This is a genomic window from Paraburkholderia sp. (genome assembly GCF_050742655.1).
GTDB lineage: Bacteria > Pseudomonadota > Gammaproteobacteria > Burkholderiales > Burkholderiaceae > Paraburkholderia.
This window is the reverse complement of the sequence record NZ_JBOIGG010000027.1, coordinates 15,531-38,025: the sequence shown is the minus strand read 5'-3', so window position 1 is coordinate 38,025 and position 22,495 is coordinate 15,531. Positions and strand designations below refer to the sequence as shown.

Here is a 22,495-nt window from a genome sequence, read left to right as displayed (position 1 = left end):
TCAATAACAACGCCCGACCACCTGGTACCGCCATGGCAGCACGTCCCGCAAGCACCCCCCGCAAAGCCAGGGCTGCGATTCCGCCGCCCCCTCGTTCGTCGCTCTTCGTCGGCTCGACCGAGAAAGCCTTTCAGGTGCTGCACGCTTTCGATGGCCCGAGCCGTCACATGACGCTCGTCGACATCGCGCGTGCGTCGGGCCTTGACCGCAGCGCGACGCAGCGTCTCGTGCACACGCTCGAAGCGCTTGGCTATCTGTACCGCGTGCCCGATACGCGCAACTACGGTCTCACGACGAAGCTGCTGCAGTTCTCGTACAACTACGTCCGCGCAAACGAACTGATCGACAAGGCGTCGCCGTATCTGCTCGACATCAGCCGGCGTCTCAGCGAGACGACCAATCTGCTCGAACTCGACGGGCCCGACATCGTGTTCGTCGCGCGCTTTCCAGGCCTGCATCTGGTGAACATCGACATCGTGGTCGGCGCGCGACTGCCCGCGATGTTCACCGCCGCGGGCATCGCGATCCTGTCGCGTCTGTCCGACGAGCGCGTGCAGGACGTCCTCGCGCAAACCCGCCTCGATCCGCTCACGCACTACACTGAAACCAATCCCGACAAACTGCTCGAACGCATCCGCAAGGTCGCGCGACGCGGCTACGCGGTGATCGAAAACGAAACCGTGCTCGGCGATATTTCGGTGGCGGCACCGGTCACCGATCACGGCGGCATCGGCGTCGCCGCGATCAACATCTCGGTGCCGACTTCGCGCTGGTCGCGCGAACGCGTCGAAGCCGAACTCGCGCAACACGTGCAGGTGGCCGCGACGTCGATTTCCAAAGCGCGGCTGTCGGGCTATTCGCGCTGAACGCCCGGTTCGCTCCGTTTGTTCACTTTTGCCACTCGAACCGGTCGAGCTGCCGCTCGACTTCGATGCGCAGGTTCGCCGACAGATCGGCTGCGGGTTGCACCAGCGGCGCGAGCATCGCGGGCGCATGGACGCCGATCAGATCCATCACCGACTTCATCGGACCTGGATTGGTCTCTGCGAACGCAAGGTTGATCAGCGGAATCAGTGAGCGATGCAGCGCGAGTGCGTCCTGGGTTCGCCCTTCGGTCGCGAGCCGGTGGATCGTTCGCCATACGGTCGGCAGCAGCGTGGCCGTGACGACGATGCCGCCGCGCGCGCCTGCCGCGATGTGCAGCGGAAACAGCGTGTCCTCGCCGCTCAGCACCGAGAACGACTCGCCGACACCCGCGACGGTGCGCAGAAAATGCCACATGTCCGTGTTGCACGCCTTCATGCCGATGATCCGTTCGTGCTTCGACAGTTCGTGCAGCACTTCGGGCGCGATCGCGATGCGCGTGCGGTACGGAATCTCGTAGATCAGGATCGGCAACGGCGATTCGTCGGCGTAGCGCATGAAGTAATCGCGGATGCCTTGCTGCGTCGGATTCGTGTAGTACGGCGTCAGCACGAGCAGACCGTCGACGCCCGCCGCCGCGAATTCCTTGCCCGCCTGAAGCGCATCGTGATACCCCGGGTCGAGCACGCCCGGAATCACGGGCACCGCGCCTGCGGCTTCATCGACCACGAGCTCCGCCATCCGGATGCGTTCCGCGCGCGCGAGCGCACCGTATTCGCCGGTGCCGCCGAGCGGCACGATACCGTCGATGCCCTGCTTCAGCAGGTAACGCATCAGCGTGCGCGTGGCGTCGACGTCGATCGTGTCGTCGGCATGGACGGGGGTGGGGATCGCCGGAAAAACGCCGCTGAGGTGTTGGGCTGAAAGCATGAAGTGTCTCGATGTGAGGAAGTCAGGAAGCAGTCATGAAGCGAGGCTGCGACGGCGCAGGCGGTCGGCCACCCAGATCAGCGCGGCGATGAACGCGAACAGGCAAGTCGACACGGCGGCGATGACCGGCGAAATCTGCATCGTGATCTCGTCCCAGAACTGCTTGGGCAGCGTGGTGCTCACGCCGCCCGATGTGAAGAGTGCGATGGTCAATTCGTCGAACGACGTGGCGAACGCGAACAGGAACGACGACATCAGACCGGCACCGAGAATCGGGAACGTCACGCGGCGCAGCGTCGCCCACGGCCGCGCGCCCATGCTGTGCGCGGCCTGGTCGAGACGCGTGTCGTAGTTGCGCAGCACGGCCATCATCGTGATCACGACGTAGGGGACGGCCACGGTCGTATGCGCGAGTACGAGTCCCAGCGACGAACCGACGAGCCCGATCTTCGCGAAGAAATAGAACACGCCCACCGCGATGATCATGCGCGGCACGACGATCGGCGCGAGCACGAACGCGAGCATCGCGGCCTTGCCGCGCATGCCGCCGCGCACGAGCAGGAAAGCGGTTGGCGTGCCGATCAGCATCGACAGGATGCCGGTGCCGATGCCGACCAGCATCGAGCGCGTGATCGCCTGCATCCACAGCGGCGAGTCGACGATCTGCTGGTACCACTGCAGCGAGAAGCCGTGCGGCGGCCACGCCAGGCCGGAGCCGGCGTCGAACGACAGCGGGATCATCAGGAATGCGGGCGCGCTGAGGAACACGAGCAGCAGGATCACGACGATGCGCAGCGTCAGGCTTTCGTGGTTGCCGGCGCTACGCCGGCGGCGGCGCGGAAACACGCTGATCACTGCATCTGTCAGGTTGCCGAGCAAGGTCAGCACAGCGTCGCCGAGCCGGCGGTTCCATTGGCCCGCGTGTCCGGGTTTGCGCGTCGCCGAGCCGCCGGCCATAGTCGACAGTCCCACCATCCGGTCGTAGACGAGGAACACGATCAGCACGACGGCCAGCAGCAGTACCGAGATCGCGCCCGCAAAGCCCCAGTTCAGCGCCTGCATGACCTGGTCGATGATCAACTGGGTGATCATCGTCTGATGGCGTCCGCCGAGCAGTGTTGGTGTGATGAAGAAGCCAATCGCCGTGACGAACACCATCAGCGCGCCGGCTGCGACACCGGGCAGCGACAGCGGGAAGTACACCTTCCAGAACACGGTGCCGGGACGCGCACCGAGCGTCGCCGCGGCACTCGGCAGACGCCGGTCGATGTTTTCCATCACCGACAGCATCGTCAGCACCGCGAGCGGCATCAGTGCGTGCACCATCCCGACGATCACGCTGGAGAAGTGATACAGCAGACTCAGGGGCTGATCGATGATGCCAAGCGCGAGCAGTAGTTTGTTGATCACGCCGTTGCGCCCGAGCAGCACGACCCACGCGAACGTGCGCACGAGGAAGCTGGTCCAGAACGACAGCAGCACCCAGAACAGCAACCGGTTCTTGCGCTCGCGTGTGAGCGACGAGATCAGATAGGCGATCGGGTAGCCGGTCAGCACGGAGAAGAAGGTCGTCCACAGCGAGATCTTCAACGTGATCAGCAGCACGTCCACATACACGGACGAGGCGAAGAGCCGCCGGTACTCGATCAGCGTGAAGCCGCTCTCGTTGTGCACGCTCAGTAGAAGCAGCTGGCCGACCGGGTAGACGAGCATCGCGAGCAGCAGCACGACGATCGGTGCGCCTTTCGCGCCGGGGTTCAGCCACGCACGCCAGCGCGACGGCTTTGGTGTGGAGACCAACGCTGATGACGACGCAGGGCGCGGCGGCTGCGCGGTGAGAGCGGAACGGGTCATCGGCTAACCCGCTATCGCGACGGCGTCGGCGGCGAGCCACGACAGGCCGAGCGTCTGCCCGACCTGATACTGGCTGCCGAGCCGGTTGGTGGGGAACGCGGCGACGAGCGGCGCGGTATCGATCTCGCCCGGCTGCAGATAAAGCCGCGTCATGCTGCCGGTAACCATGATGTCGGTGAGTCGTGCGGACAGCATGCCGCCGCCGTCGGAGCGGGTGTCGGCGCCGTCGTGCACCTTCAGGTTCTGCGGACGCAGCATCAGCTTGACCGGTTTGCCCTCGGCGATCGCCGGGTCGTAGGCCATCGCGCGGCCCTGCGGGATGCCGCGCAGACTGACCTGCACCTGATTGCCGGCACGCCCCGTCACGATGGCATCGAGCAGGTTCGATTCGCCGAGAAAATCCGCGACGAACACGTTCTTCGGGCGGAAGTACAGATCGGCCGGCGTGCCGAGTTGCGCGATCGATCCGGCGTTCATCAGGCAGATGCGATCGGACATCGTCATCGCTTCTTCCTGATCGTGCGTGACGTAGACGATCGTCGTGCCGAGGTCGCGGTGAATGCGCTTGATTTCGAGCTGCATGTGATCGCGCAGCTTCTTGTCGAGCGCGCCGAGCGGCTCGTCCATCAGGATGATCGACGGCCGGTAGACCATGCAGCGTGCGAGCGCGATCCGCTGCTGCTGGCCGCCTGACAGCTCGCGCGGATAGCGGTCTGCGACGTGCGGCAGATGCACCATCTCCAGTGCCTGCATCACCTGGTCGCGTGCGGCTTTCGCGTTCGTCTTGCGCATCTGCAGCGGAAACGCGATGTTCTGCGCGACCGTCATGTGCGGAAAGAGCGCGTAGTTCTGAAACACCATGCCGATGTCGCGTTCGTACGGCGCACCCCACGTCACGTCGACGCCGTCGATATGAATCTGGCCCGAGTCGGGCTGCGCGAGGCCGGCGATCAGGCTCAGCAGGGTCGTCTTGCCCGATCCGCTCGGTCCGAGCAGGGTCAGGAATTCGCCTTTGGCGACGTCGAGATCGGTCGGCGCGAGCGCGACGAAATCGCCGTAGCGTTTGCCGAGGCCAGTGATGAGAAGGTTCGAGGCGGACATGGAATCGGCATCCTTGCAGTGACTGCGACGCTCAGGTCAGGATCCAGCGGTTGAAGCGTTCGAGTGCGGCGCTCTGCTGTTCCTGCCAGTACTTCGCATCGATATGCAGACCCGTCTTGATGTTCGCTTCGAACGTGGGGCAGTTCTTTGCGATCTCAGGCTTGATGAAGCTGAACGCGTCGGGTTGCGTGACGCCGGCCGGGAAGTATTCGACGAGCGAAGCCTGGCGCTTCGGATCGGACGCGAACTTGATGAACTCGCGGCACGCGTTCGCATTCGGTGTGCCTTTCAGGATCGACCAGTTGTCGACGCCCCAGATGTTCTGGTTCCATACGATCGCAACCGGCGCGCCATTCGCGATCGCCGACTGCGCGCGCGACACCCACGTGCTGATCATGTCGACTTCGCCCGAACCAAGCATCTGTTCGACCTGCGCGCCGGTGGTCCACCACACATCGACGTGCTTCGAGATCTTGTCGAGGCTCGCAAAGCCGCGGTCGAAGCTGCACGGATAGACCTGTGAAACCGGCACACCGTCGGCCATCAGCGCTTCTTCCATTGTGTCGAACGGATATTTACGCAGCCCGCGACGGCCCGGGAAATCCTTCACGTTCCACATGTCCGCCCACGAACCTGGCGCCTTGCGGCCTTTGAACGCGTCGGTGCGATACGCGAGCACGGTCGTGTAGACATTCGTGCCGACGCCATACGGCGACATGTACTGCTTCGGAATCTTCGCGATCATCGGATCGGCTTCGAGGCCGTGTTTCTCGAGATATTCCTTGCCACCGCCGGTGAGCAGCAGGATCGCCGGCTGGCTGATCTTCGCCATGTCCCACGTGTAGCTGCCGGTTTCAACCATGCTCTTGATCTGCGCGGTCGGCTCCGCGTTGGCCTGCACGCCGATCACCTCGATGCCGGTTTTCTCGGTGAACGGTTTATAGAACACCGCGCCGTAGGCCTTCGTGTAGATGCCGCCGTCGTCACGAACGACGATCCGTTTGTTTGCCGCGCGCGATGGCGTCCAGACGAACGGGAAAGCGACGCTCGCTGCGCCGGCAAGAGCTGTCTTGATGGCGGTGCGACGGCCGGGCTGTTGAATTTGATCGCGCGCGGGCGGCTGTTTCATGTCGGCTCCAGGAGAAGAAGGAAGGCTTGTATCGCTAAGTTCGAGTCGGAACGTCAGGGCAGCAGACGGCCTGGATTGAACCGGTCGTGCGGGTCGAGCGCATGCTTCACGGCGCGCATCAACGCGAGTTCGACCGGCGACTTGTAGTGCGCCATCTCGCTCAATCCGGTCTGTCCGACGCCGTGTTCCGCGCTGAAGGTGCCGTGCAGTTCGTGTGCGACGTCGTTGATGCAGCGGCGCATCGCGGTGGCCATAGCGGCCGGATCGGCCAGATCACGCCACGCGTCGAAGCTGAAGAACGGGATGAAATGCGCGTTGCCGTCGCCGAGATGCGCGACGACGAGGATGTCCAGTCCGTCGACGATTGCGTGCACGGCGCGGGTCGCCCGTTCGATGAACGCGGGTACCGCGGATACGGGCACTGCGCAATCCGTGGTCAGACCCACGCCGGCTTTCTTGTTCGCTTCCGACACGCTATGGCGGATCTCCCAGAGTGCGGCGCGCTGCGTGTCGTTGTTTGCGATCACCGCGTCGCCGATGAGGTCTGCTTCGGCGGCCTGTTCGAGAGTGTGTTGCAGCAGCTCCGTCATCGCGTCGCCGCCCTGCGTGTCCGCGAGTTCGACGAGCACGTCCCATTCGTACGGTGCGTCGAACGGATTGCGGCGCCCCGGCACGTGTTCGATCACGAGTTCCAGCTGGCGACGGTTGATCATCTCGAACGCATTCAACCGCGAACCCGCGGCCGCCTGGAACAGACCGAGGACCTGCAGCGCGGCAGCGGGGTCGCGCGGCGCGAATCAGGCGAGCGCGTGATGCGTCGGCAGCGGATGCAGCTTCAGCGTGGCCGCCGTGATGATGCCGAGCGTGCCTTCCGTACCGATGAAAAGATGTTTCAGGTCGAGACCGGTGTTGTCCTTGCGCAGTGCGCGCAGACCGTTCCACACGGTACCGTCGGCGAGTACGACTTCGAGGCCGAGCACGTTGTCGCGCGTATTGCCATAGCGCAGTACGCCGGTGCCGCCCGCGTTCGTCGATAGCGTGCCGCCGATCTGACACGACCCTTCGGCGCCAAGGCTTACCGCATAGAGACGCTGTACGGCGGCGGCTGCGTCCTGCACCGTTTTCAACACGCAGCCGGCTTCGACTTCCATTGAACCGTTGGCCTCGTCGATGTGCCGGATGCGCCGCATCCGCGCCAGATTGACGATCACCGGCGGGATACCTGCTGCGGGCGGTACTGCGCCGGCGCACAGGCTGGTGTTCCCGCCCTGGGGCAATACGGGAACACCGTGTTCCGCGCACAGGCGCACCACCGCTGAGACCTGCGCCGTATTCGACGGCAACGCCACGCACGTTGCGGGGCCCTTGTAGCGGCCACGCCAGTCTTCGGTGAAGCCTTCGAGATCGGACGCGGCGGTGATCACCGCGTCATCGCCGAGCGCGGTTTTCAGTGCAGCCAGTAAAGACGCAACATCGTTCATGCCCGTTCCCCGAAGCGGCGGTGTATGGGAAAAGCATAGGGACAAAAAAATTGCATTGAAATGCAATTAATCGGCATGCGATCGATGTAAGCGTATTTACTAAAGCCCGCGGACGTAGACTCGTTGCGGGACGGCTATGACAGCGTATTCGGCGTACCCCCCAAATGCGAGCGCTTGCTATGCGGGAGCGCACCACGAACGGAAAAAACGAAGTCACCCGCTGGTCGCAATCGCGGCGCAAGCTCATCATGCAGGTGCTGGCGCTCCGGTTGCCGCGGTAGACGTGTTCGCCTCCGCTGCGCGTGCGGAGGCCGGCAACGGGGGTACATGGCGCGAAGTTCCTTCAACCTCGTCACACGGGAGCACATTCGATGAGCACGGTTAAGACAAAAGACGGTACCGTGATTTACTACAAGGACTGGGGCACCGGGCAGCCGGTGGTCTTCTCGCATGGCTGGCCGCTCGATGCGGACGCGTGGGATGCGCAGATGCTGTTCCTCGTGCAGAAGGGTTTTCGTGTGATCGCACATGATCGCCGCGGTCATGGCCGCTCGAGCCAGCCGTCGGACGGTAACGATATGGATACCTACGCGGACGATCTTGCGACGGTGCTCGATGCGCTCGATCTGAAAGGGGCGACGCTCGTCGGACATTCGACGGGTGGCGGCGAGGTCGCGCACTACATTGGACGGCATGGCACGGCGCGCGTCGCGAAGGCGGTGCTGATCGGCGCGGTGCCGCCGCTGATGCTGAAGACCGAAGCGAATCCCGGTGGTTTGCCGATCGACGTATTCGACGGCATCCGTGCGGGCGTGGCGGGCAATCGCACGCAGTTCTACAAGGATCTCGCGCTGCCGTTCTTCGGCTTCAACCGGCCGAACGCGAAGGTGTCGCAAGGGATCATCGACGAGTTCTGGCGGCAGGGCATGCTCGGGTCCATCAAAGGCCAGTACGAGTGCGTCAAGCAGTTCTCCGAAGTCGACTATACGGAAGACCTGAAGAAGATCGACGTACCGACGCTGATCCTGCATGGCGACGACGACCAGATCGTTCCGATCGACGACTCGGGTCGGCTGTCGGCCAAGCTCGTCAAGAATGCGACGCTGAAGGTTTATCCGGGTGCCTCGCACGGAATGTGCGTGGTGAACGCGGATGAAGTCAACGCCGATCTGCTGGCGTTCCTGTCCAACTGATAAAGACACTCGACAGTCCATCGGGCCGGCGATATGCGCTTGGCGTATCGCTGGTTCGACGGACTATCGTCGATGCGCTGTTCTCGTTTCTCCATCAAAACCAGCACACGCTGGGCATTCTGAAAAATTCCCGAATGTGAGCAACCGTCGCCCGACAAATGGCTACGCATGCTGCAACCGGCTGCCTCATGCGGGTTCCCGGTCAATTCACACGCATGTTCAATGCGAGTTGTTGAATGTGAGCTTTTGCTTATATTCTGATGTCACTGAGCGAACACGGCATAAGGCTGCCGCCACTGACGAGAACGACGATGACCGACCTGAACAGCAGCATGAAACTCAACCACCTGAGCTTCCCCTCAGCCGGCGCGCTCGCGACCGCGGGATTCTTCGAACGGCACCTGGGCTTCACCACCGCGGGCACGTGGGATAAATCAATCATCCTCAAGCGTCCGGGCTTTGATGTGGTGATCGACCACACCGATGGCGATCGTCCTGCCTGGCCCGGGAATTTTCATGTCGGCTTCGAGCTGCCGACCATCGATGCAGTCAGCGAGCTGTATGAGCGCCTGACAGCCGAGGGTGTCGAGATGGAAACGGGCATCTTCAACAACGGCCGCGGTTCGCGTTTCTTTTGCCGTGCGCCCGGTGGCGTGATGTTCGAACTGAACACGCGCAGCGACGCGGCGCCCGAATATCGCGGCACGTTTGATTGATGGAAAGACATTCGCTCGATTGGAGATCTGCATGACCACCCTCACCACTAAACCGCTTGCACCGCTGCTTGATCGCCTGTTCGAAGAGGCCGCTGCGTTGTCGCCTGCGTCGATCCCCGCAATGGCTGCGCTTTCCACCGACGAACGGACGCGGCTGATGCAGAGCAAAACTGACTACATCGATTTGTACGGGCGTCTGAAGGATGTTCCGCTTCCCATCTCACGTGAGACCGGCGTGTTGCTCTACATGCTGGCGAAAAGCGGCGGCGCACGGACGATCGTCGAGTTCGGCACTTCGTTCGGCATCTCGACGCTGCACCTCGCTGCCGCGCTGCGCGACAACGGTGGCGGCCGATTGATCACCAGCGAGTTCGAGCCGTCGAAGGTGGTGCGGGCCAGGGCTAATCTGACGGCCGGCGGTCTGATCGACCTCGTCGAGATTCGCGAAGGAGACGCGTTGCAGACGCTGAGCGTCGATCTTCCGGAAGCGATCGATCTTCTGCTGCTCGATGGGGCCAAGGCACTGTATCCGGAGATCCTGGACCTGGTGGAAAGTCGTCTCAGGCCGGGCGCTTTCGTCGTCGCCGATAACGCGGACTTTAGCCCCGAGTATCTTGCGCACGTGCGCTCGCCTGCGAACGGTTATCTGTCTACGCCGTTTGGTGACGATGTTGAGGTGTCGATGCGGGTCGGGTAGGGGGCGGACCCGCTCGTTGGCGGTTGCGCTTAAAACGAAGCGAAGCAAAAAGAGCGGCTAGGTCGCGGCAGCCGGTGTTGCGAAGAACTCCGAAAACGCGAGCGGCGCAGGGAGCCCGGAGAGCGGCAGCAGACGTGCATCCTCGATCGCAGCCGTGCGATGCCCGATGCCCGCGAGGTAGCGCTCATGCGAAGCGAAGCCGAGGAACGACTCGGCGCTGCGCTGACGCACGAGCATCGCCATGTCCCAGCGTTCGTCTGGCGGACCGATCAACCAGGGACCGCCTTTGCCGACGAACACCAGGTTACCGCCCGTCTCGCGAAGATGCGGCAGCGTGTGCTCGATGTAGCGCTGGAACGCGGCCACGCCGCTGATCGGCGTCGGTGGCGCGAGCTCGGGCGTCGCCGAATAGTCGGCGGTTGCGCGAAAGCGCAGCAGGTTGAGCATCACGATCGAGCCGGTCATTCCGCGCGTCACGAATGCGCGTCCCGATGCCTGAGTCGGCTCGAGATAGCGAGCCGTGTTGTCGGATGAAGTCATGTCGAGGTGTCCTTGTTAGGGTCGCGGCGTTTCAGGTCTGCGGATCGTCCGCGGCCGCGAGCTTGATCGCGTGATCGCGGATGTCTTCTGGCCATGTGGCGATGCGCGCGTAGAACTGCGTTGTCTTGCCGGCGAACAGCGCGCGCGTCGCTTCCTCGAAGCCGGGCAGATTGCCGGCCATCGCGGACATGAAGTGGTACGCGCGTTCCTGCGCGTGTCGCTCCCGGTCGCGGTCGCCGCGTGCACGGCGCGCTTCGTCGACGAGCTTGCGCAACGCGACCGACGCACCGCCCGGCTGGGTCGCGAGCCATTCCCAATGCCGCGGCAGCAACGTCACTTCACGCGGCACGACGCCGAGCTTCGGCCGGCCACGGCCTCGCGATGGCGCGGTCGTGGCTTGCGCTTCGTCAGCGGGCGCGGGGCTGCTGTCTTCCGGTGTGGTCGACGAGGCCAGCCGCGCGAGCATGTCGTCGTCCGAGCCGCGGGTATCGATGTCGATTGAACGGCCAGTGCGGTCGTCGAAGATCAGCACCGGGCCGGCCGGACTATGTTCGAGAGCCCGTTTGACCGCGACGGCGACCGTCGGTAGCGGCCCGGACGCGAGGCGCCGCTCGCCGTCGAAGCTGGTGTAGGAGGGGGATTGCAGGTGATCGACCACGAGAGGCTCCGCCGGAATGGTATCGGCGAATAATACCCGGGTATAAATGGATGCGCAATATTATCCGGGTAAATTTTGACGCTCCGAGCCGAAGCACGAGACGCCGCCTCAGCCGTGCGCTGCCAACTCCGTTTCGAGAAACTCGATCAGCGCTTTCTGCGTTCGGTTGAGCGCTTTGTCGCCTGCGACAAGCGCCAGTTCTGTCGGCGGCAGATCGGGCAGGCCGCTGCAGACGCGGTGTTCGGCGAGGACCGCGGTCGTCGGCAGTACGGAAAGCCCAAGCCCGGAGGCGACCGCGGCCTGAATCCCCGTCAGGCTGTGGCTGCCGAATGCGATGCGCCACGGTCGGTGGATGCGGTCGAGCGCGCGGATCGCGCGCTGGCGGTAGACACAGCCCCGCGGAAACAGCGCGAGCGGAAGCGGCTCGTCACCCGTTTCGTCGGGCGCGCGGGCCGTCGCGCCACGCACCCACACCAGCGTTTCCGGCCAGCTCGCGATGCACTCGCCGCTGCTGGGCTCGCGCTTCACGAGCGCGATCTCGATGTCGCCGGCGGCCAGTTTGCGGCGCAGGTCCGTGCTCATGCCGGCCACCGTCTCCAGCCGCACGCCGGGCTGGCTCCGCACGAAGCCCGCGAGGATCGTCGACATGCGACGCGCGTCGAAATCCTCGGGCACACCGATCCGCACCGGCGCGATCTCGACGTCGCTCGCGAGCGCGTCCTGCGCCTCCGACGACAGCGCCAGCAGACGTCGTGCGTATTGCGACAGCAGCTCGCCGTGCTCGGTGGGGCTCACGTGGCTACCCGCGCGGTCGCGCAGCAGCAGCGTGTGGCCGACCAGTTCCTCGAGCCGCCGGATCTGCTGGCTGACCGTCGATTGCGTGCGGTGTACGCGATCGCCCGCACGGGTAAAGCTGCCCTCGTCGATCACGCAAACAAGGGTATTCAACAGGTCGAGGTCGAGCATAAAAGAGCGCCGCTTATTTGATATTCCACTGATACCAAGATATTAATTTAATTTCCCGATATCGGGAGGCATCGTTAATGTGAACGTTTCTTTGCTGCTTACGTTCAGGAGAACCCGCATGTCGCTTCAAGGAACCCCGCGCCCGCAGTGGCTCACATTCGATTGCTACGGCACGCTCATCCAGTGGGACGAAGGGCTGCTCGCCGCGGTGCGCGAGATTCTGCGCCACAAGGGGCGCGACGATATCGACGCCGCGCAGTTGCTCGCTGCCTACGACCGGCACGAGCATGCGCTCGAGCGTCTGTGGCCGCAGCGCGCGTTCCGGTTACTGGCCGGCGACGGTCTGCGTCTCGCGTTCGAAGAGTTCGGCGTGCGCAGCGACGATAGCGATGCCGCGCTGTTGACCGGTAGCATATCGGCGATGCCGCCGTTTCCCGAAGTGGTCGACAGTCTTCGGCGTCTGAAGGAAAGCGGCTATCGTCTGTGCATTGTGTCGAACACCGACGACGACATCATCGCGGGCAACGTCGCGCAACTGGGCGGTACCATCGATCGCGTGGTGACGGCGCAGCAGGGCGGCGCGTACAAGCCGGACCGGCGGTTGTTCGATTACGCGCATGGGCAACTGGGCGTATCGAAGGACGACGTCGTGCATATCTGCGCCAGTCCGCATCTGGATCACGCGGCCGCGCGCGACATCGGCTTCCGGTGTGTATGGATCGATCGTGGAACGGGCCGCACGCTGCTGCCCGACTACACGCCCGACGCGACGTTGCCGTCACTCGACCAGGTGCCGCCGCTGTTTGCATCGGCAGGCTGGTGAACTCAGGAGCGGAGAACCATGGCTCACACGTTTTCAATCGACCGCACGGCTGCGCCGTCGCCTTCGCAGCATCTTCATCTGGATAGCGACGCGATCGCGCAGGCGCGCATCGAACTCGCCGTGTGCTTCCAGCTCGCGGTGCTGCACGGTCTCGAAGAGGGCGTGTGCAATCACTTCTCGGCGGTCGTGCCGGGCCACGACGATCTCTTTCTCGTCAATCCGTATGGCTACGCGTTTTCGGAGATCACCGCGTCGCGGCTGCTGGTTTGCGATTTCGACGGGCACGTCGTCGCGGGCGAAGGTCGGCCCGAAGCGACGGCCTTTTACATTCACGCACGGTTGCATCGGCAGATGCCGCGTGTGAAAGCGGCATTCCATACGCACATGCCGAACGCGACGGCGCTCTGTCTGCTCGAAGGGCCGCCGCTGCTGTGGCTCGGACAGACCGCGCTGAAGTTTTACGGACGTACCGCCGTCGACGAGCACTACAACGGCCTCGCGCTCGACGCATCGGAGGGCGATCGTATCGCGGCCGCGATGGGCGACGCGGACGTGCTGTTCCTGAAGAATCACGGCGTGATGATCGCGGGGCCGACGATCGCCGAAGCGTGGGACGATCTGTACTACCTCGAGCGTGCCGCCGAAGTGCAACTGAAGGCGATGAGCGCGAACCGGCCGCTGAAGCCGGTACCGCACGACGTCGCGCAACGCGCGTACGAGCAGATGCGCGTTGGCGATCCGGACAGCGCGCGTGCGCATCTCGACAGCGCGATGCGCGAATTGCGCAGACGAAAGATCGCGTTCGACGAGTGACGCGGGGTGCTTGCCAGCCGCGGCTTTATTCCGTTTTGAGGATGCGGTCCGGTGCGGGGTCGACGCACGCCGCGAATCAATCTGCTAGACTTGCGCCTGCATCCAGAGTTGGTACCGAAAGGTACGAACGCCAACCTGCCTCCCCGGGCAAGGTGGCTGCCTCAAGGCGATGCGGCCGATAGTCGGCAACGAAGCGGGAGCAGCATAGCTGGCACCGGTTCGAATTTAATCTTCATCCGGAGTTGCCATGCATCAAGATACTTCCCCGTCTCCGTCGTCCCAGCCATCCCCCGCACTGAAAACGGAAGACCACTGGTCGCAGTGTCTGCCCGGCTTTCGTTTAACCCACACCATCCATCTCGTCTCCGATATCAATCTGGATGTCGTCGCTCGCGCTGCCGTGCATCTGAAGAACGGGCACGCTTCGGTCACTCACTGGACGATGGTCCATCGGGGCAATATCCTGGAACAGAAAATCGTTCTGGACGATATCGACGAGCGACAGGCCAGGGCGTTGCGCGAGGAGTTGTCGACCCTCGACGACGTGCTGCGCGTTCGTCTCGAACATCGGTTCGTGCGGCGCAGTTCGGGTGCGGAATCGACGTCCTGCGTATCGGCTTCGTGACATCGAGGCTGCTTCCACGCGCAACGATGGCGCCTCCCGATGACCGGGAAGGCCCTCGATCGGTGCCTGCGGAGCCGCCCGCGCCCGAGTAATTGGGGGCTCGACCACCCGACCCGCCCCGAACGTCAAACGAACAAAGTTTCAAGCTAGGTGAATCCCGAGACCCCCTGGATTCACCCAGTTCTTGAATTTGTCATCCCTCGTCCATATAATTGGCACTCACCGCGCGAGAGTGCTAACAACATCGCCGGTTGGCCCGCCAGCCGGGTTTCTCAGCGTTCTTCAGTCTCAATCAAGAGAGGAGTGTGTATGAACCTTCGTCCTTTGCACGATCGCGTGATCGTCAAGCGTCTGGATCAGGAAACGAAAACCGCATCGGGCATCGTGATCCCCGAAGCCGCAGCGGAAAAGCCGGATCAAGGCGAAATTCTGGCCGTCGGCCCGGGCAAGCGTGACGACAAGGGCGCTCAGATCGCGCTCGACGTGAAGGTCGGCGACCGCGTCCTGTTCGGCAAGTACGCAGGCCAGACCGTCAAGGTCGACGGCAACGAACTGCTCGTGATGCGCGAAGAAGACATCATGGCCGTGGTGCAGAAGTAAGTCTTGCATCCGGTTATTTCCCAGAATTCAAGGAGTTAGAAGATGGCAGCTAAAGACGTCGTATTCGGTGATTCCGCCCGTGCCAAGATGGTCGAAGGCGTGAACATCCTCGCCAACGCTGTGAAGGTCACGCTGGGCCCGAAGGGCCGCAATGTCGTGCTCGAGCGCAGCTTCGGCGGCCCGACGATCACCAAGGACGGTGTGTCGGTCGCGAAGGAAATCGAACTGAAGGACAAGCTCCAGAACATGGGCGCGCAAATGGTCAAGGAAGTGGCTTCCAAGACCAGCGACAACGCCGGCGACGGTACGACGACCGCAACGGTCCTCGCACAATCGATCGTTCGCGAAGGCATGAAGTACGTCGCATCGGGCATGAACCCGATGGACCTGAAGCGCGGCATCGACAAGGCCGTGACCGCAGCGATCGAAGAACTGCGCAAGATCAGCAAGCCGTGCACGACCAACAAGGAAATCGCCCAGGTCGGCGCGATCTCGGCAAACAGCGACTCGTCGATCGGCGACCGCATTGCTGAAGCGATGGACAAGGTCGGCAAGGAAGGCGTCATCACCGTCGAAGACGGCAAGTCGCTGCAGGACGAACTGGACGTCGTCGAAGGTATGCAATTCGACCGCGGCTACCTGTCGCCGTACTTCATCAACAATCCGGACAAGCAAGTTGCCGTGCTCGAAAACCCGTTCGTGCTGCTGCACGACAAGAAGGTTTCGAACATTCGTGACCTCCTCCCGGTCCTGGAACAGGTTGCGAAGGCTGGCCGTCCGCTGCTGATCATCGCTGAAGACGTCGAAGGCGAAGCGCTGGCTACGCTGGTTGTGAACAACATCCGCGGCATCCTGAAGACCGTTGCCGTGAAGGCGCCGGGCTTCGGCGATCGTCGTAAGGCCATGCTGGAAGACATCGCGATTCTGACCGGCGGTCAGGTCATCGCTGAAGAAACCGGCCTGACGCTCGAAAAGGCAACGCTGGCCGAACTGGGTCAAGCGAAGCGCATCGAAGTGGGCAAGGAAAACACGACGATCATCGACGGCGCAGGCGAAGGCGCGAACATCGAAGCGCGCGTGAAGCAAGTGCGCACGCAGATCGAAGAAGCGACGTCGGACTACGACCGTGAAAAGCTGCAGGAACGCGTGGCCAAGCTGGCCGGCGGTGTGGCAGTGATCAAGGTCGGCGCTGCGACTGAAGTCGAAATGAAGGAAAAGAAGGCACGTGTCGAAGACGCACTGCACGCAACGCGCGCAGCGGTGGAAGAAGGCATCGTGGCAGGTGGCGGTGTGGCGCTGATCCGCGCACGCTCGGCGATCGCCGGCATCAAGGGTGACAACGCCGATCAGGACGCAGGTATCAAGATCGTGCTGCGCGCGATGGAAGAGCCGCTGCGTCAGATCGTCTCGAACGGCGGCGAAGAAGCGAGCGTCGTGGTGGCAGCGGTTGCAGCAGGCAAGGGCAACTACGGCTACAACGCAGCGACCGGCGAGTACGTCGATCTGGTCGATGCAGGCGTGGTCGATCCGACGAAGGTGACGCGCACCGCACTGCAAAACGCAGCATCGGTTGCTGGTCTGCTGCTGACGACCGACGCAGCTGTCTGCGAACTGCCGAAGGAAGATGCACCGATGCCTGGTGGTGGCATGGGCGGCATGGGCGGTATGGGTATGGACATGTAATTCGGCGTCAGCCGGAGTACATGCGAAGGGCGCGCTGCGAAGCGCGTTCTTCAAAAGAAAAACCCGCAGCGATGCGGGTTTTTTGTTGTTCAGCCGATAGGGCGATCAAGACGGGTTGAGGTACCGCTCGTGAAGATAATCATAGATGCGGGCAACGCTCGCGCTTACGGTCTCCTTCGCCGTTTCCACGAGCAAACCAGGGCTCTCGGGTGCTTCATATGGCGCCGATACTCCGGTGAAGGAACTGATTTTTCCGGAGTGCGCCATTGCATAGAGCCCCTTGGGATCTCGCTGCGTGCAGATCTCCACGGATGCGGAAAGATAGGTTTCGACGAACCGCTCAGATCCCACTATTTCGCGGGCCATCATACGATCTTCGTGCATCGGCGAAATGAGCGCCGTGATAACGATGAGGCCAGCGTCATTCATCAGCTGTGCAACGTGAGCGACTCGCCGGATGTTTTCGCGTCGGTCCTCAGTACCAAAACCAAGATCTCCAGACAAGCCATGTCTGACGTTGTCACCGTCCAGGACATAGCACGCGTGTCCTGCACCGATCAGTCGGTGTTCAAGCTCATACGCCAGAGTGGATTTGCCAGAACCGGACAAACCGGTAAGCCAGATGGTAGCGGGCTGTTGTCGCAGCATCGTGGCGCGGTCGATGTTGCTAATAGCTCCGCTGACACGTCGCAGATAAGTTTGAGCCTGTTGTCCCATGTGAAAATCGGACGTCGAATTGAGTGTTCTTTGAGGGCTGCCAGCGCTTTATGGCCGGGTATAAAAAAGGCCTGACGTCGATCCAGTCACTTGACCAATGCGTGCCGAGCGATGCAATTCATTCGATGAAACTTCAATTGAATGATCGGCGGAACACTAATGGATATCGTGAACGAAACGACGGGAGCGGCAGATGTGGTGGGGTTCCACAGAGCCAATCGTAGAGCAAGTCACGTAATCGGGTTGTAATTTTTAATTACGCCCGTAACACGCGGATTTTTATTTTGTGCTTGCTCTTTGGGCTCAACTCAATTCGAAGCAATAGGTCAAAGATTGGGACAACATTCGGGTATGACAGACGCTCAACGTCCATAACCGAAATGGCAAAGAATGAACGGATTCCATACCGAAGGCGCCAGCTTTTCAGTCTGGCGCCTCTGCGTTAATGCCGCGCTTCCCCCGACGCCCCACCCTTGCCACTCGCAACCGGCGCGTCGTCATCACTGCTGCGCGCCCAGAAGAACCGGTCCGGCAGATACGCACCCATCCCGGGCCGAAACGCGCTTTGCGTCGCCTGATACAGATACTCCTGCGCTTCGCGCACCGCTTCCGCCGGATCCTGGCCGTTCGCGAGCAGGGCGGCGATTGCCGCGCCGAGCGTGTCGGTCAGTCCCATGATGCGATGCTGGCCGCGGTCCCAGCGGTCTTCGCGCAACTGGCCGTCCTCGCTGAACAGCGTGTTGACGAGCCGGTGCGTGCCGGTTTGCGTCGACAGGATGTACTCGCAACCTTGCGACAGCAGATGCGAGATCGCCGCATCGAGACTCGGTGCCTCGGCGTCACCGTCGGGTTGCGCAAGCGCGAGCAGCGTCGCGTGGTCGGCGACGAGCAGTGTGGTCTGCGGTGCGAGGAGATCGGCGATTGCTTCGCGGAGTTCGTCGGCGGCGAGCACGTGCTCGTCGTCGAGCGTGAAGTCGGGCGCAAGGATCAGCGGAATGTCGTCGTAGTCGGCGACCACTTCGGCGATTGCGCTGACCACTTCCGCGCGCGTCGCCGCGCCGACCTTGAACGCGGCGATCGGCATGTCTTCCAGCAGCATTCGCGCCTGCGTCGCGACGGTCTCCGGATCGAGGCCGGTCACTTCGTCGCAGTTCGCCGAATCGCGCACTGTGTAGCCGGTGAGCACGGTCACGCCGTGGCAGCCCATGCTGGCGAGCGTCATCAAATCCGCCTGCAGGCCCGAGCCGCCCGTCGGGTCGGACAGGCCGAAGGTCAATACGATCGGAGGGGTCTCGCTGGGCATGAAATCGGGGGCAGGAATGAGCGGATGATCGGAGAGTCGCCGCGCCCCGCGTGCGCAACGACCCGGCAGTCGGCTCAATTATGCGGCCTAATCTTCCGGTGGGGCATTTTTTCACGCGGGTCCGCGTGGAGGCCCGATTGCTAGGCACGGGCGCGGCAACACGGTACCATCATGGCTCCCGATTCAACGGACTTTTCGACGCGACACAAGAATGGAATATAAGAGCTGGATGTGCCTGATCTGCGGCTGGATCTACGACGAAGAAGCCGGTTTGCCGGACGAGGGAATCGCACCGGGCACGCGCTGGGAGGACGTTCCCATCAACTGGACATGCCCCGAATGCGGTGCGCGCAAGGAAGACTTCGAGATGGTCGAGATCTGAACGCGTCGCGACGGCTTGCGGGCCGGTCGGCGCACATCGCCGCTGCCGCTGCTGGTTTCGGGGGCGGAACGTCGGCGTCGGCGCTCGCCTTGTCGCAAGGGAAGCAAGGGTAGTGTGTCGCACATATAGTCGCGAGCCGGTGTGCCGAACGGCGCAGCCGGCCGAACCGTGGGCCGCGGTGCGGCCTGTCAGCGTTCCTGCAGCCTGTTCATGATGCCTCCCACCGCTACGTCTCTGTCGTTCGAAGCGCTGCCCAATCCGCGCGGCGGAGCGGTCCGCTTCGCGGAGTCCGTGCTCGCCGATGCTGCCCATGCGTTCGCGCAGCGCGAGGATCTCGCCGCGCCGCTGCTGCGTGCCGCGCATGCGTTGCGCGAGGCCGGATGGCTCGCCGCGCAGCGGTTCACCGATGCGCTCGTGCTGGTGTCACCGCTCGCCGCCGCGCACGTGCAACCGGAGGCGGCTCCCGGCGACAGTGCCCGCGACGTGTTCGGCGCCGCGCTCGACGATTTCCGCGCGGCCGTCGTGCGGCGCAACCTCCGAGAGTTGTCCTGTTCGCCGGCGCTGTTCGCGCACTATCGCGCGCTCAATGCGCTGCTCGCGCAGCGCACGTCGGGCGTGAGCGCGGCGTTCGAGGATCTGGCGCTCGCCGGCCGGCCGATTCCGCCGGTCACGTTGCGCCCGCAGTCGGCGGAGCGCGTCGCGCATCTGCGTGCCCGCTACGAAGCGGCGTTGTTGCCGGTGCTGCGCGCACCGTCTGGCGAAACCCCGCAGAACGGTGTGTCGTCCGCGGCGCTCGATACGCTCGGCGCCTGTCTTGCCGAACTCGCCGGTCCCGACCCCTACGATTTCTGGCGTCTCGCCGCCGCGTGTGCGGACGCGCTGCGCCGAAGCGGACATACGGCGGCTGAAGCGGAGGTGCGGCGTTTCCATGCGCGCTGCAATCTCGCGCTCGCCGATCAAGTACACGGACTGCCGCTCGCGCCGCGCTCGCTGGTGCGCGCGGCGCTCGCGTTGTTGTGGCGCGATTACGCGCTGTTCGGCGCCGCAGCGGAGGATGCCGATCACGTCGAGCTGCTGCGCAACTACGGCTTGACCACCGACTGGCACGTCGCCGGCACGCAGGCTTCCGAAGCGCTGTGGGAGGCGGGCGCGGCCGGCGCCGATGCCGCACTGCCGGTGGGCGGCGCAGGCACTCGCGAGGTTGGCGTGCTAACCGTGAACGCCCATGCGTTCGAAGATTTCCTGCAGACCGCGGACGCATCGATCGCCGCGCTGTCCGATCACGCGCGCGCGGCCGTGCAGCCCGAAAAAACCGACCCGACCGCCGCGCTGCAGGCCGGCGATGCCGCTTACCGGCTGGGCGCATCCGCGTCCGCGCTCGGCCTTGGACACGTGGGCCTGCTGGCGGATGCGCTCGGTGTCGCGTGGCGGCGGCGCGCGCATGCGGGCGTCACGACGCCGGCGGTGCGTGCGCACCTCGTCGTCGATGCACCGGAATCGCACATGCTCGAGCAGGCCGCCGAGGCATTGCGCGCGATGCTGCACAAGATCGCGGCCGGCATACCGCCGGGCGACGGCGGCGGCGCGCTCGCCGATCTGACGCGCGCGATCGAGCGCGGCAATCCGTAGCCCGCCCGCGCTCATTTCTGCACCGCGTTTGAGCATAGTTCGCGCGGCCACGAACAGCGTCGCCGACGGCGGCGGGGCGCGTGATAGAGTGTGCGCAATGATCCGCGTTTCCCCGGGGCGCGGTCGTCCGGAATGCGTGCCCGAATGCGCGTCGAAGGGCCGCCGCCGCGCATCGTCTTTGCTAAAATCCGAACTATGTCCAACAGTACCGATCGCATCAATCTGACCAACCAGTTCCTGATCGCCATGCCGAACATGGCGGACCCCACGTTTTCAGGAACGGTGGTCTACCTTTGCGATCACAGCGAGCGCGGGGCGCTCGGCCTCGTCATCAACCGGCCGACTGATATCGACCTGCTGGCGCTCTTCAACCGCATCGACCTCAAGCTCGAAATCGAACCGCTGCTGCACGTGCCCGTCTATTTCGGCGGCCCGGTGCAGACCGAGCGCGGTTTCGTGCTGCACGACCCGGCGGAGGGCAGCACGTATACCTCGTCGATGTCGGTGCCCGGCGGCCTCGAAATGACCACGTCGAAGGACGTGCTCGAGGCGGTCGCGAGCGGCAACGGCCCCGAGCGTTTTCTGCTCACGCTGGGCCACGCCGGCTGGGGCGCGGGTCAGCTCGAAGAGGAAATTTCGAAGAACGGCTGGCTCACGGTCGAGGCCGATCCGAAGATCGTCTTCGACGTGCCCGCCGAAGACCGCCTCGAAGCGGCGCTCGCGCTGCTCGGCATTTCGCTGTCGATGCTTTCGGGCGAAGCAGGTCACGCATGAGCAGTGCGGCCGGACGTGAGGCGACGCTGCTTGCGTTCGACTATGGCGAGAAACGTATCGGTGTCGCGATCGGCAATGCGCTGACACGCAGCGCGAGACCCCTTGCCGTGCTGCAAAATCTCAATCGCATTCACCGCTTCGAAGCGGTCGGCAAGCTGATCAGCGAATGGCAACCCGATATGCTCGTCGTCGGCTTGCCCATGCACAAGGATGGCACCCCGCACACGATGACCCAACTGGCGAAGCGCTTCGGCAACCAGCTGAACGGCCGCTTCAATCTGCCGGTGACCTGGGTCGACGAACGCTATTCGTCGGTGGAGGCGGAGGCGGGCATTCGCGAGGGCACCGCGCACACGGACATGGTCGACGCCGAAGCTGCGCGCATCATCCTCCAGCAATATCTAGACGGACTTCCTCAAGACCATGAGTTCCATTGACGCCGAAGCGCTCTACCGCGCCGTGCTCGAACAGATCCGTGCCGCGTATGGCGGAGAGTTCGGCGGCGCGTTCGGCGACGCTGCGAGCGGTGTCGCACTGGCGGGCATCTACAGCGGCGGCGCGTGGCTCGCGGAGCGCCTCGCGCGCGACCTGAACGCCGCGTCGTTCGGCGTGGTTAACGTCGCGCTGCATCGCGACGACTACGCGAAAAAAGGCCTGCATTCGCAGGCGAGCCCGACGTCGCTGCCGTTCGAGGTCGACGGGCGTCGCATCGTGCTCGTCGACGACGTGCTGTACACCGGCCGCACCGTGCGTGCTGCGCTGAACGAACTGTACGACTACGGACGCCCCGCGTCGGTCGAACTCGCGGTGCTCGCCGATCGTGGCGGACGCGAGCTGCCGGTCGCGGCGCGCTTCGTCGGCGGCGTGGTCGACGTGCCGGCCGACGCGACGCTTGTGCTCGCACGCGGTACAGGCGACGCAGCGGGCTTCACGTTTCATACCGAGGCGCGCGTCGATTGAGCGTGCGACGCGATGCCGCGAGCCGCATGACACCGGCTCCCGTTCCGGCTCATTCAA

Annotated in this window: 23 protein-coding genes, 1 pseudogene and 1 riboswitch; of the genes and pseudogenes, 14 read left to right on the top strand and 10 right to left on the bottom strand. The window is 63.7% G+C overall.

What is annotated here, in order from left to right:
• The first annotated feature begins 32 nt into the window (after positions 1 to 32).
• Positions 33 to 866 (top strand): IclR family transcriptional regulator, encoded by an 834-nt coding sequence (locus tag ACREXZ_RS28020; protein WP_431767387.1) that lies wholly within the window; start codon positions 33 to 35, stop codon positions 864 to 866.
• Between the two features lie 22 nt (positions 867 to 888).
• On the opposite strand, the gene dapA is transcribed toward ACREXZ_RS28020, so the two are convergent.
• The 5 genes and pseudogenes from dapA to ACREXZ_RS27995 all read right to left on the bottom strand — a co-directional run bounded on the left by dapA (position 889) and on the right by ACREXZ_RS27995 (position 7,359).
• Positions 889 to 1,794 carry a 4-hydroxy-tetrahydrodipicolinate synthase gene (dapA, locus tag ACREXZ_RS28015; RefSeq protein ID WP_431767386.1) on the bottom strand — a complete coding sequence of 302 codons (906 nt, stop codon included), beginning with the start codon at positions 1,792 to 1,794 and terminating at the stop codon, positions 889 to 891.
• Between the two features lie 33 nt (positions 1,795 to 1,827).
• Positions 1,828 to 3,507: an ABC transporter permease subunit gene (locus ACREXZ_RS28010; protein WP_431767413.1), complete on the bottom strand. Its 1,680-nt coding sequence runs from the start codon at positions 3,505 to 3,507 to the stop codon at positions 1,828 to 1,830.
• Between the two features lie 144 nt (positions 3,508 to 3,651).
• Positions 3,652 to 4,749 (bottom strand): ABC transporter ATP-binding protein, encoded by a 1,098-nt coding sequence (locus ACREXZ_RS28005; protein ID WP_431767385.1) that lies wholly within the window; start codon positions 4,747 to 4,749, stop codon positions 3,652 to 3,654.
• Positions 4,750 to 4,780: 31 nt separating this feature from the next.
• Positions 4,781 to 5,878 (bottom strand): ABC transporter substrate-binding protein, encoded by a 1,098-nt coding sequence (locus ACREXZ_RS28000; protein WP_431767384.1) that lies wholly within the window; start codon positions 5,876 to 5,878, stop codon positions 4,781 to 4,783.
• A 53-nt stretch (positions 5,879 to 5,931) separates the two neighbouring features.
• Positions 5,932 to 7,359: pseudogene (locus ACREXZ_RS27995) on the bottom strand (FAD-binding oxidoreductase).
• Positions 7,360 to 7,730: 371 nt separating this feature from the next.
• Between ACREXZ_RS27995 and ACREXZ_RS27990 the strand changes: the two are divergent.
• The 3 genes from ACREXZ_RS27990 to ACREXZ_RS27980 all read left to right on the top strand — a co-directional run bounded on the left by ACREXZ_RS27990 (position 7,731) and on the right by ACREXZ_RS27980 (position 9,965).
• Positions 7,731 to 8,552: an alpha/beta fold hydrolase gene (locus tag ACREXZ_RS27990; RefSeq protein ID WP_431767383.1), complete on the top strand. Its 822-nt coding sequence runs from the start codon at positions 7,731 to 7,733 to the stop codon at positions 8,550 to 8,552.
• A gap of 311 nt (positions 8,553 to 8,863) precedes the next feature.
• Complete coding sequence (locus ACREXZ_RS27985; RefSeq protein ID WP_431767382.1) at positions 8,864 to 9,268, top strand: VOC family protein; 405 nt, start codon at positions 8,864 to 8,866, stop codon at positions 9,266 to 9,268.
• Positions 9,269 to 9,299: 31 nt separating this feature from the next.
• Positions 9,300 to 9,965 carry an O-methyltransferase gene (locus ACREXZ_RS27980; RefSeq protein WP_431767381.1) on the top strand — a complete coding sequence of 222 codons (666 nt, stop codon included), beginning with the start codon at positions 9,300 to 9,302 and terminating at the stop codon, positions 9,963 to 9,965.
• A 57-nt stretch (positions 9,966 to 10,022) separates the two neighbouring features.
• Here the strand turns inward: ACREXZ_RS27980 and ACREXZ_RS27975 are convergent, their stop codons facing one another.
• The 3 genes from ACREXZ_RS27975 to ACREXZ_RS27965 form a co-directional block, all read right to left on the bottom strand.
• Positions 10,023 to 10,505 carry a DUF1330 domain-containing protein gene (locus ACREXZ_RS27975; protein WP_431767380.1) on the bottom strand — a complete coding sequence of 161 codons (483 nt, stop codon included), beginning with the start codon at positions 10,503 to 10,505 and terminating at the stop codon, positions 10,023 to 10,025.
• A gap of 31 nt (positions 10,506 to 10,536) precedes the next feature.
• Entirely contained in the window at positions 10,537 to 11,163 is a 627-nt protein-coding gene (locus ACREXZ_RS27970) for a DUF2239 family protein (protein WP_431767379.1), read from the bottom strand.
• 108 nt (positions 11,164 to 11,271) lie between these two features.
• On the bottom strand, positions 11,272 to 12,129 hold the full coding sequence (locus ACREXZ_RS27965) for a LysR family transcriptional regulator (RefSeq protein ID WP_431767378.1): 858 nt from the start codon (positions 12,127 to 12,129) through the stop codon (positions 11,272 to 11,274).
• Between the two features lie 118 nt (positions 12,130 to 12,247).
• Here ACREXZ_RS27965 and ACREXZ_RS27960 point away from each other — a divergent pair, with 118 nt between their 5' ends.
• The 5 genes from ACREXZ_RS27960 (at position 12,248) to groL (ending at position 16,673) form a co-directional block, all read left to right on the top strand.
• Complete coding sequence (locus ACREXZ_RS27960) at positions 12,248 to 12,952, top strand: haloacid dehalogenase type II (protein ID WP_431767377.1); 705 nt, start codon at positions 12,248 to 12,250, stop codon at positions 12,950 to 12,952.
• 18 nt (positions 12,953 to 12,970) lie between these two features.
• The gene (locus ACREXZ_RS27955) at positions 12,971 to 13,765 is read left to right on the top strand and encodes an aldolase (RefSeq protein WP_431767376.1); all 795 of its coding nucleotides are present in this window, start codon (positions 12,971 to 12,973) and stop codon (positions 13,763 to 13,765) included.
• Positions 13,766 to 13,858: 93 nt separating this feature from the next.
• Positions 13,859 to 13,968: riboswitch (SAM-I-IV-variant riboswitch) on the top strand.
• A 44-nt stretch (positions 13,969 to 14,012) separates the two neighbouring features.
• Positions 14,013 to 14,390: a hypothetical protein gene (locus ACREXZ_RS27950; RefSeq protein ID WP_431767375.1), complete on the top strand. Its 378-nt coding sequence runs from the start codon at positions 14,013 to 14,015 to the stop codon at positions 14,388 to 14,390.
• A 309-nt stretch (positions 14,391 to 14,699) separates the two neighbouring features.
• Positions 14,700 to 14,990 carry a co-chaperone GroES gene (gene groES, locus ACREXZ_RS27945; RefSeq protein ID WP_007178996.1) on the top strand — a complete coding sequence of 97 codons (291 nt, stop codon included), beginning with the start codon at positions 14,700 to 14,702 and terminating at the stop codon, positions 14,988 to 14,990.
• 42 nt (positions 14,991 to 15,032) lie between these two features.
• The gene (groL, locus tag ACREXZ_RS27940; RefSeq protein ID WP_431767374.1) at positions 15,033 to 16,673 is read left to right on the top strand and encodes a chaperonin GroEL; all 1,641 of its coding nucleotides are present in this window, start codon (positions 15,033 to 15,035) and stop codon (positions 16,671 to 16,673) included.
• Between the two features lie 105 nt (positions 16,674 to 16,778).
• Here groL and cysC read toward each other — a convergent pair whose 3' ends face one another.
• Together cysC and ACREXZ_RS27930 are read right to left on the bottom strand one after the other, a co-directional pair.
• A complete protein-coding gene (gene cysC, locus ACREXZ_RS27935; RefSeq protein ID WP_431767373.1) occupies positions 16,779 to 17,390 on the bottom strand; it encodes an adenylyl-sulfate kinase in 612 nt (203 codons plus the stop codon).
• Positions 17,391 to 17,832: 442 nt separating this feature from the next.
• Entirely contained in the window at positions 17,833 to 18,693 is an 861-nt protein-coding gene (locus tag ACREXZ_RS27930) for a hydroxymethylpyrimidine/phosphomethylpyrimidine kinase (protein ID WP_431767372.1), read from the bottom strand.
• A 211-nt stretch (positions 18,694 to 18,904) separates the two neighbouring features.
• Here ACREXZ_RS27930 and ACREXZ_RS27925 point away from each other — a divergent pair, with 211 nt between their 5' ends.
• The 5 genes from ACREXZ_RS27925 (at position 18,905) to pyrR (ending at position 22,438) form a co-directional block, all read left to right on the top strand.
• On the top strand, positions 18,905 to 19,075 hold the full coding sequence (locus ACREXZ_RS27925) for a rubredoxin (protein ID WP_431767371.1): 171 nt from the start codon (positions 18,905 to 18,907) through the stop codon (positions 19,073 to 19,075).
• A 210-nt stretch (positions 19,076 to 19,285) separates the two neighbouring features.
• Positions 19,286 to 20,704, top strand: coding sequence for a hypothetical protein (locus ACREXZ_RS27920; RefSeq protein WP_431767370.1), 1,419 nt, complete (start codon positions 19,286 to 19,288; stop codon positions 20,702 to 20,704).
• Positions 20,705 to 20,899: 195 nt separating this feature from the next.
• Complete coding sequence (locus ACREXZ_RS27915; protein ID WP_431767369.1) at positions 20,900 to 21,478, top strand: YqgE/AlgH family protein; 579 nt, start codon at positions 20,900 to 20,902, stop codon at positions 21,476 to 21,478.
• Complete coding sequence (gene ruvX / locus ACREXZ_RS27910; protein ID WP_431767368.1) at positions 21,475 to 21,915, top strand: Holliday junction resolvase RuvX; 441 nt, start codon at positions 21,475 to 21,477, stop codon at positions 21,913 to 21,915. Before ACREXZ_RS27915 ends, ruvX begins: the two co-directional genes overlap by 4 nt.
• A complete protein-coding gene (gene pyrR / locus ACREXZ_RS27905; protein ID WP_431767367.1) occupies positions 21,902 to 22,438 on the top strand; it encodes a bifunctional pyr operon transcriptional regulator/uracil phosphoribosyltransferase PyrR in 537 nt (178 codons plus the stop codon). Before ruvX ends, pyrR begins: the two co-directional genes overlap by 14 nt.
• The last annotated feature ends 57 nt before the right edge of the window (positions 22,439 to 22,495 follow it).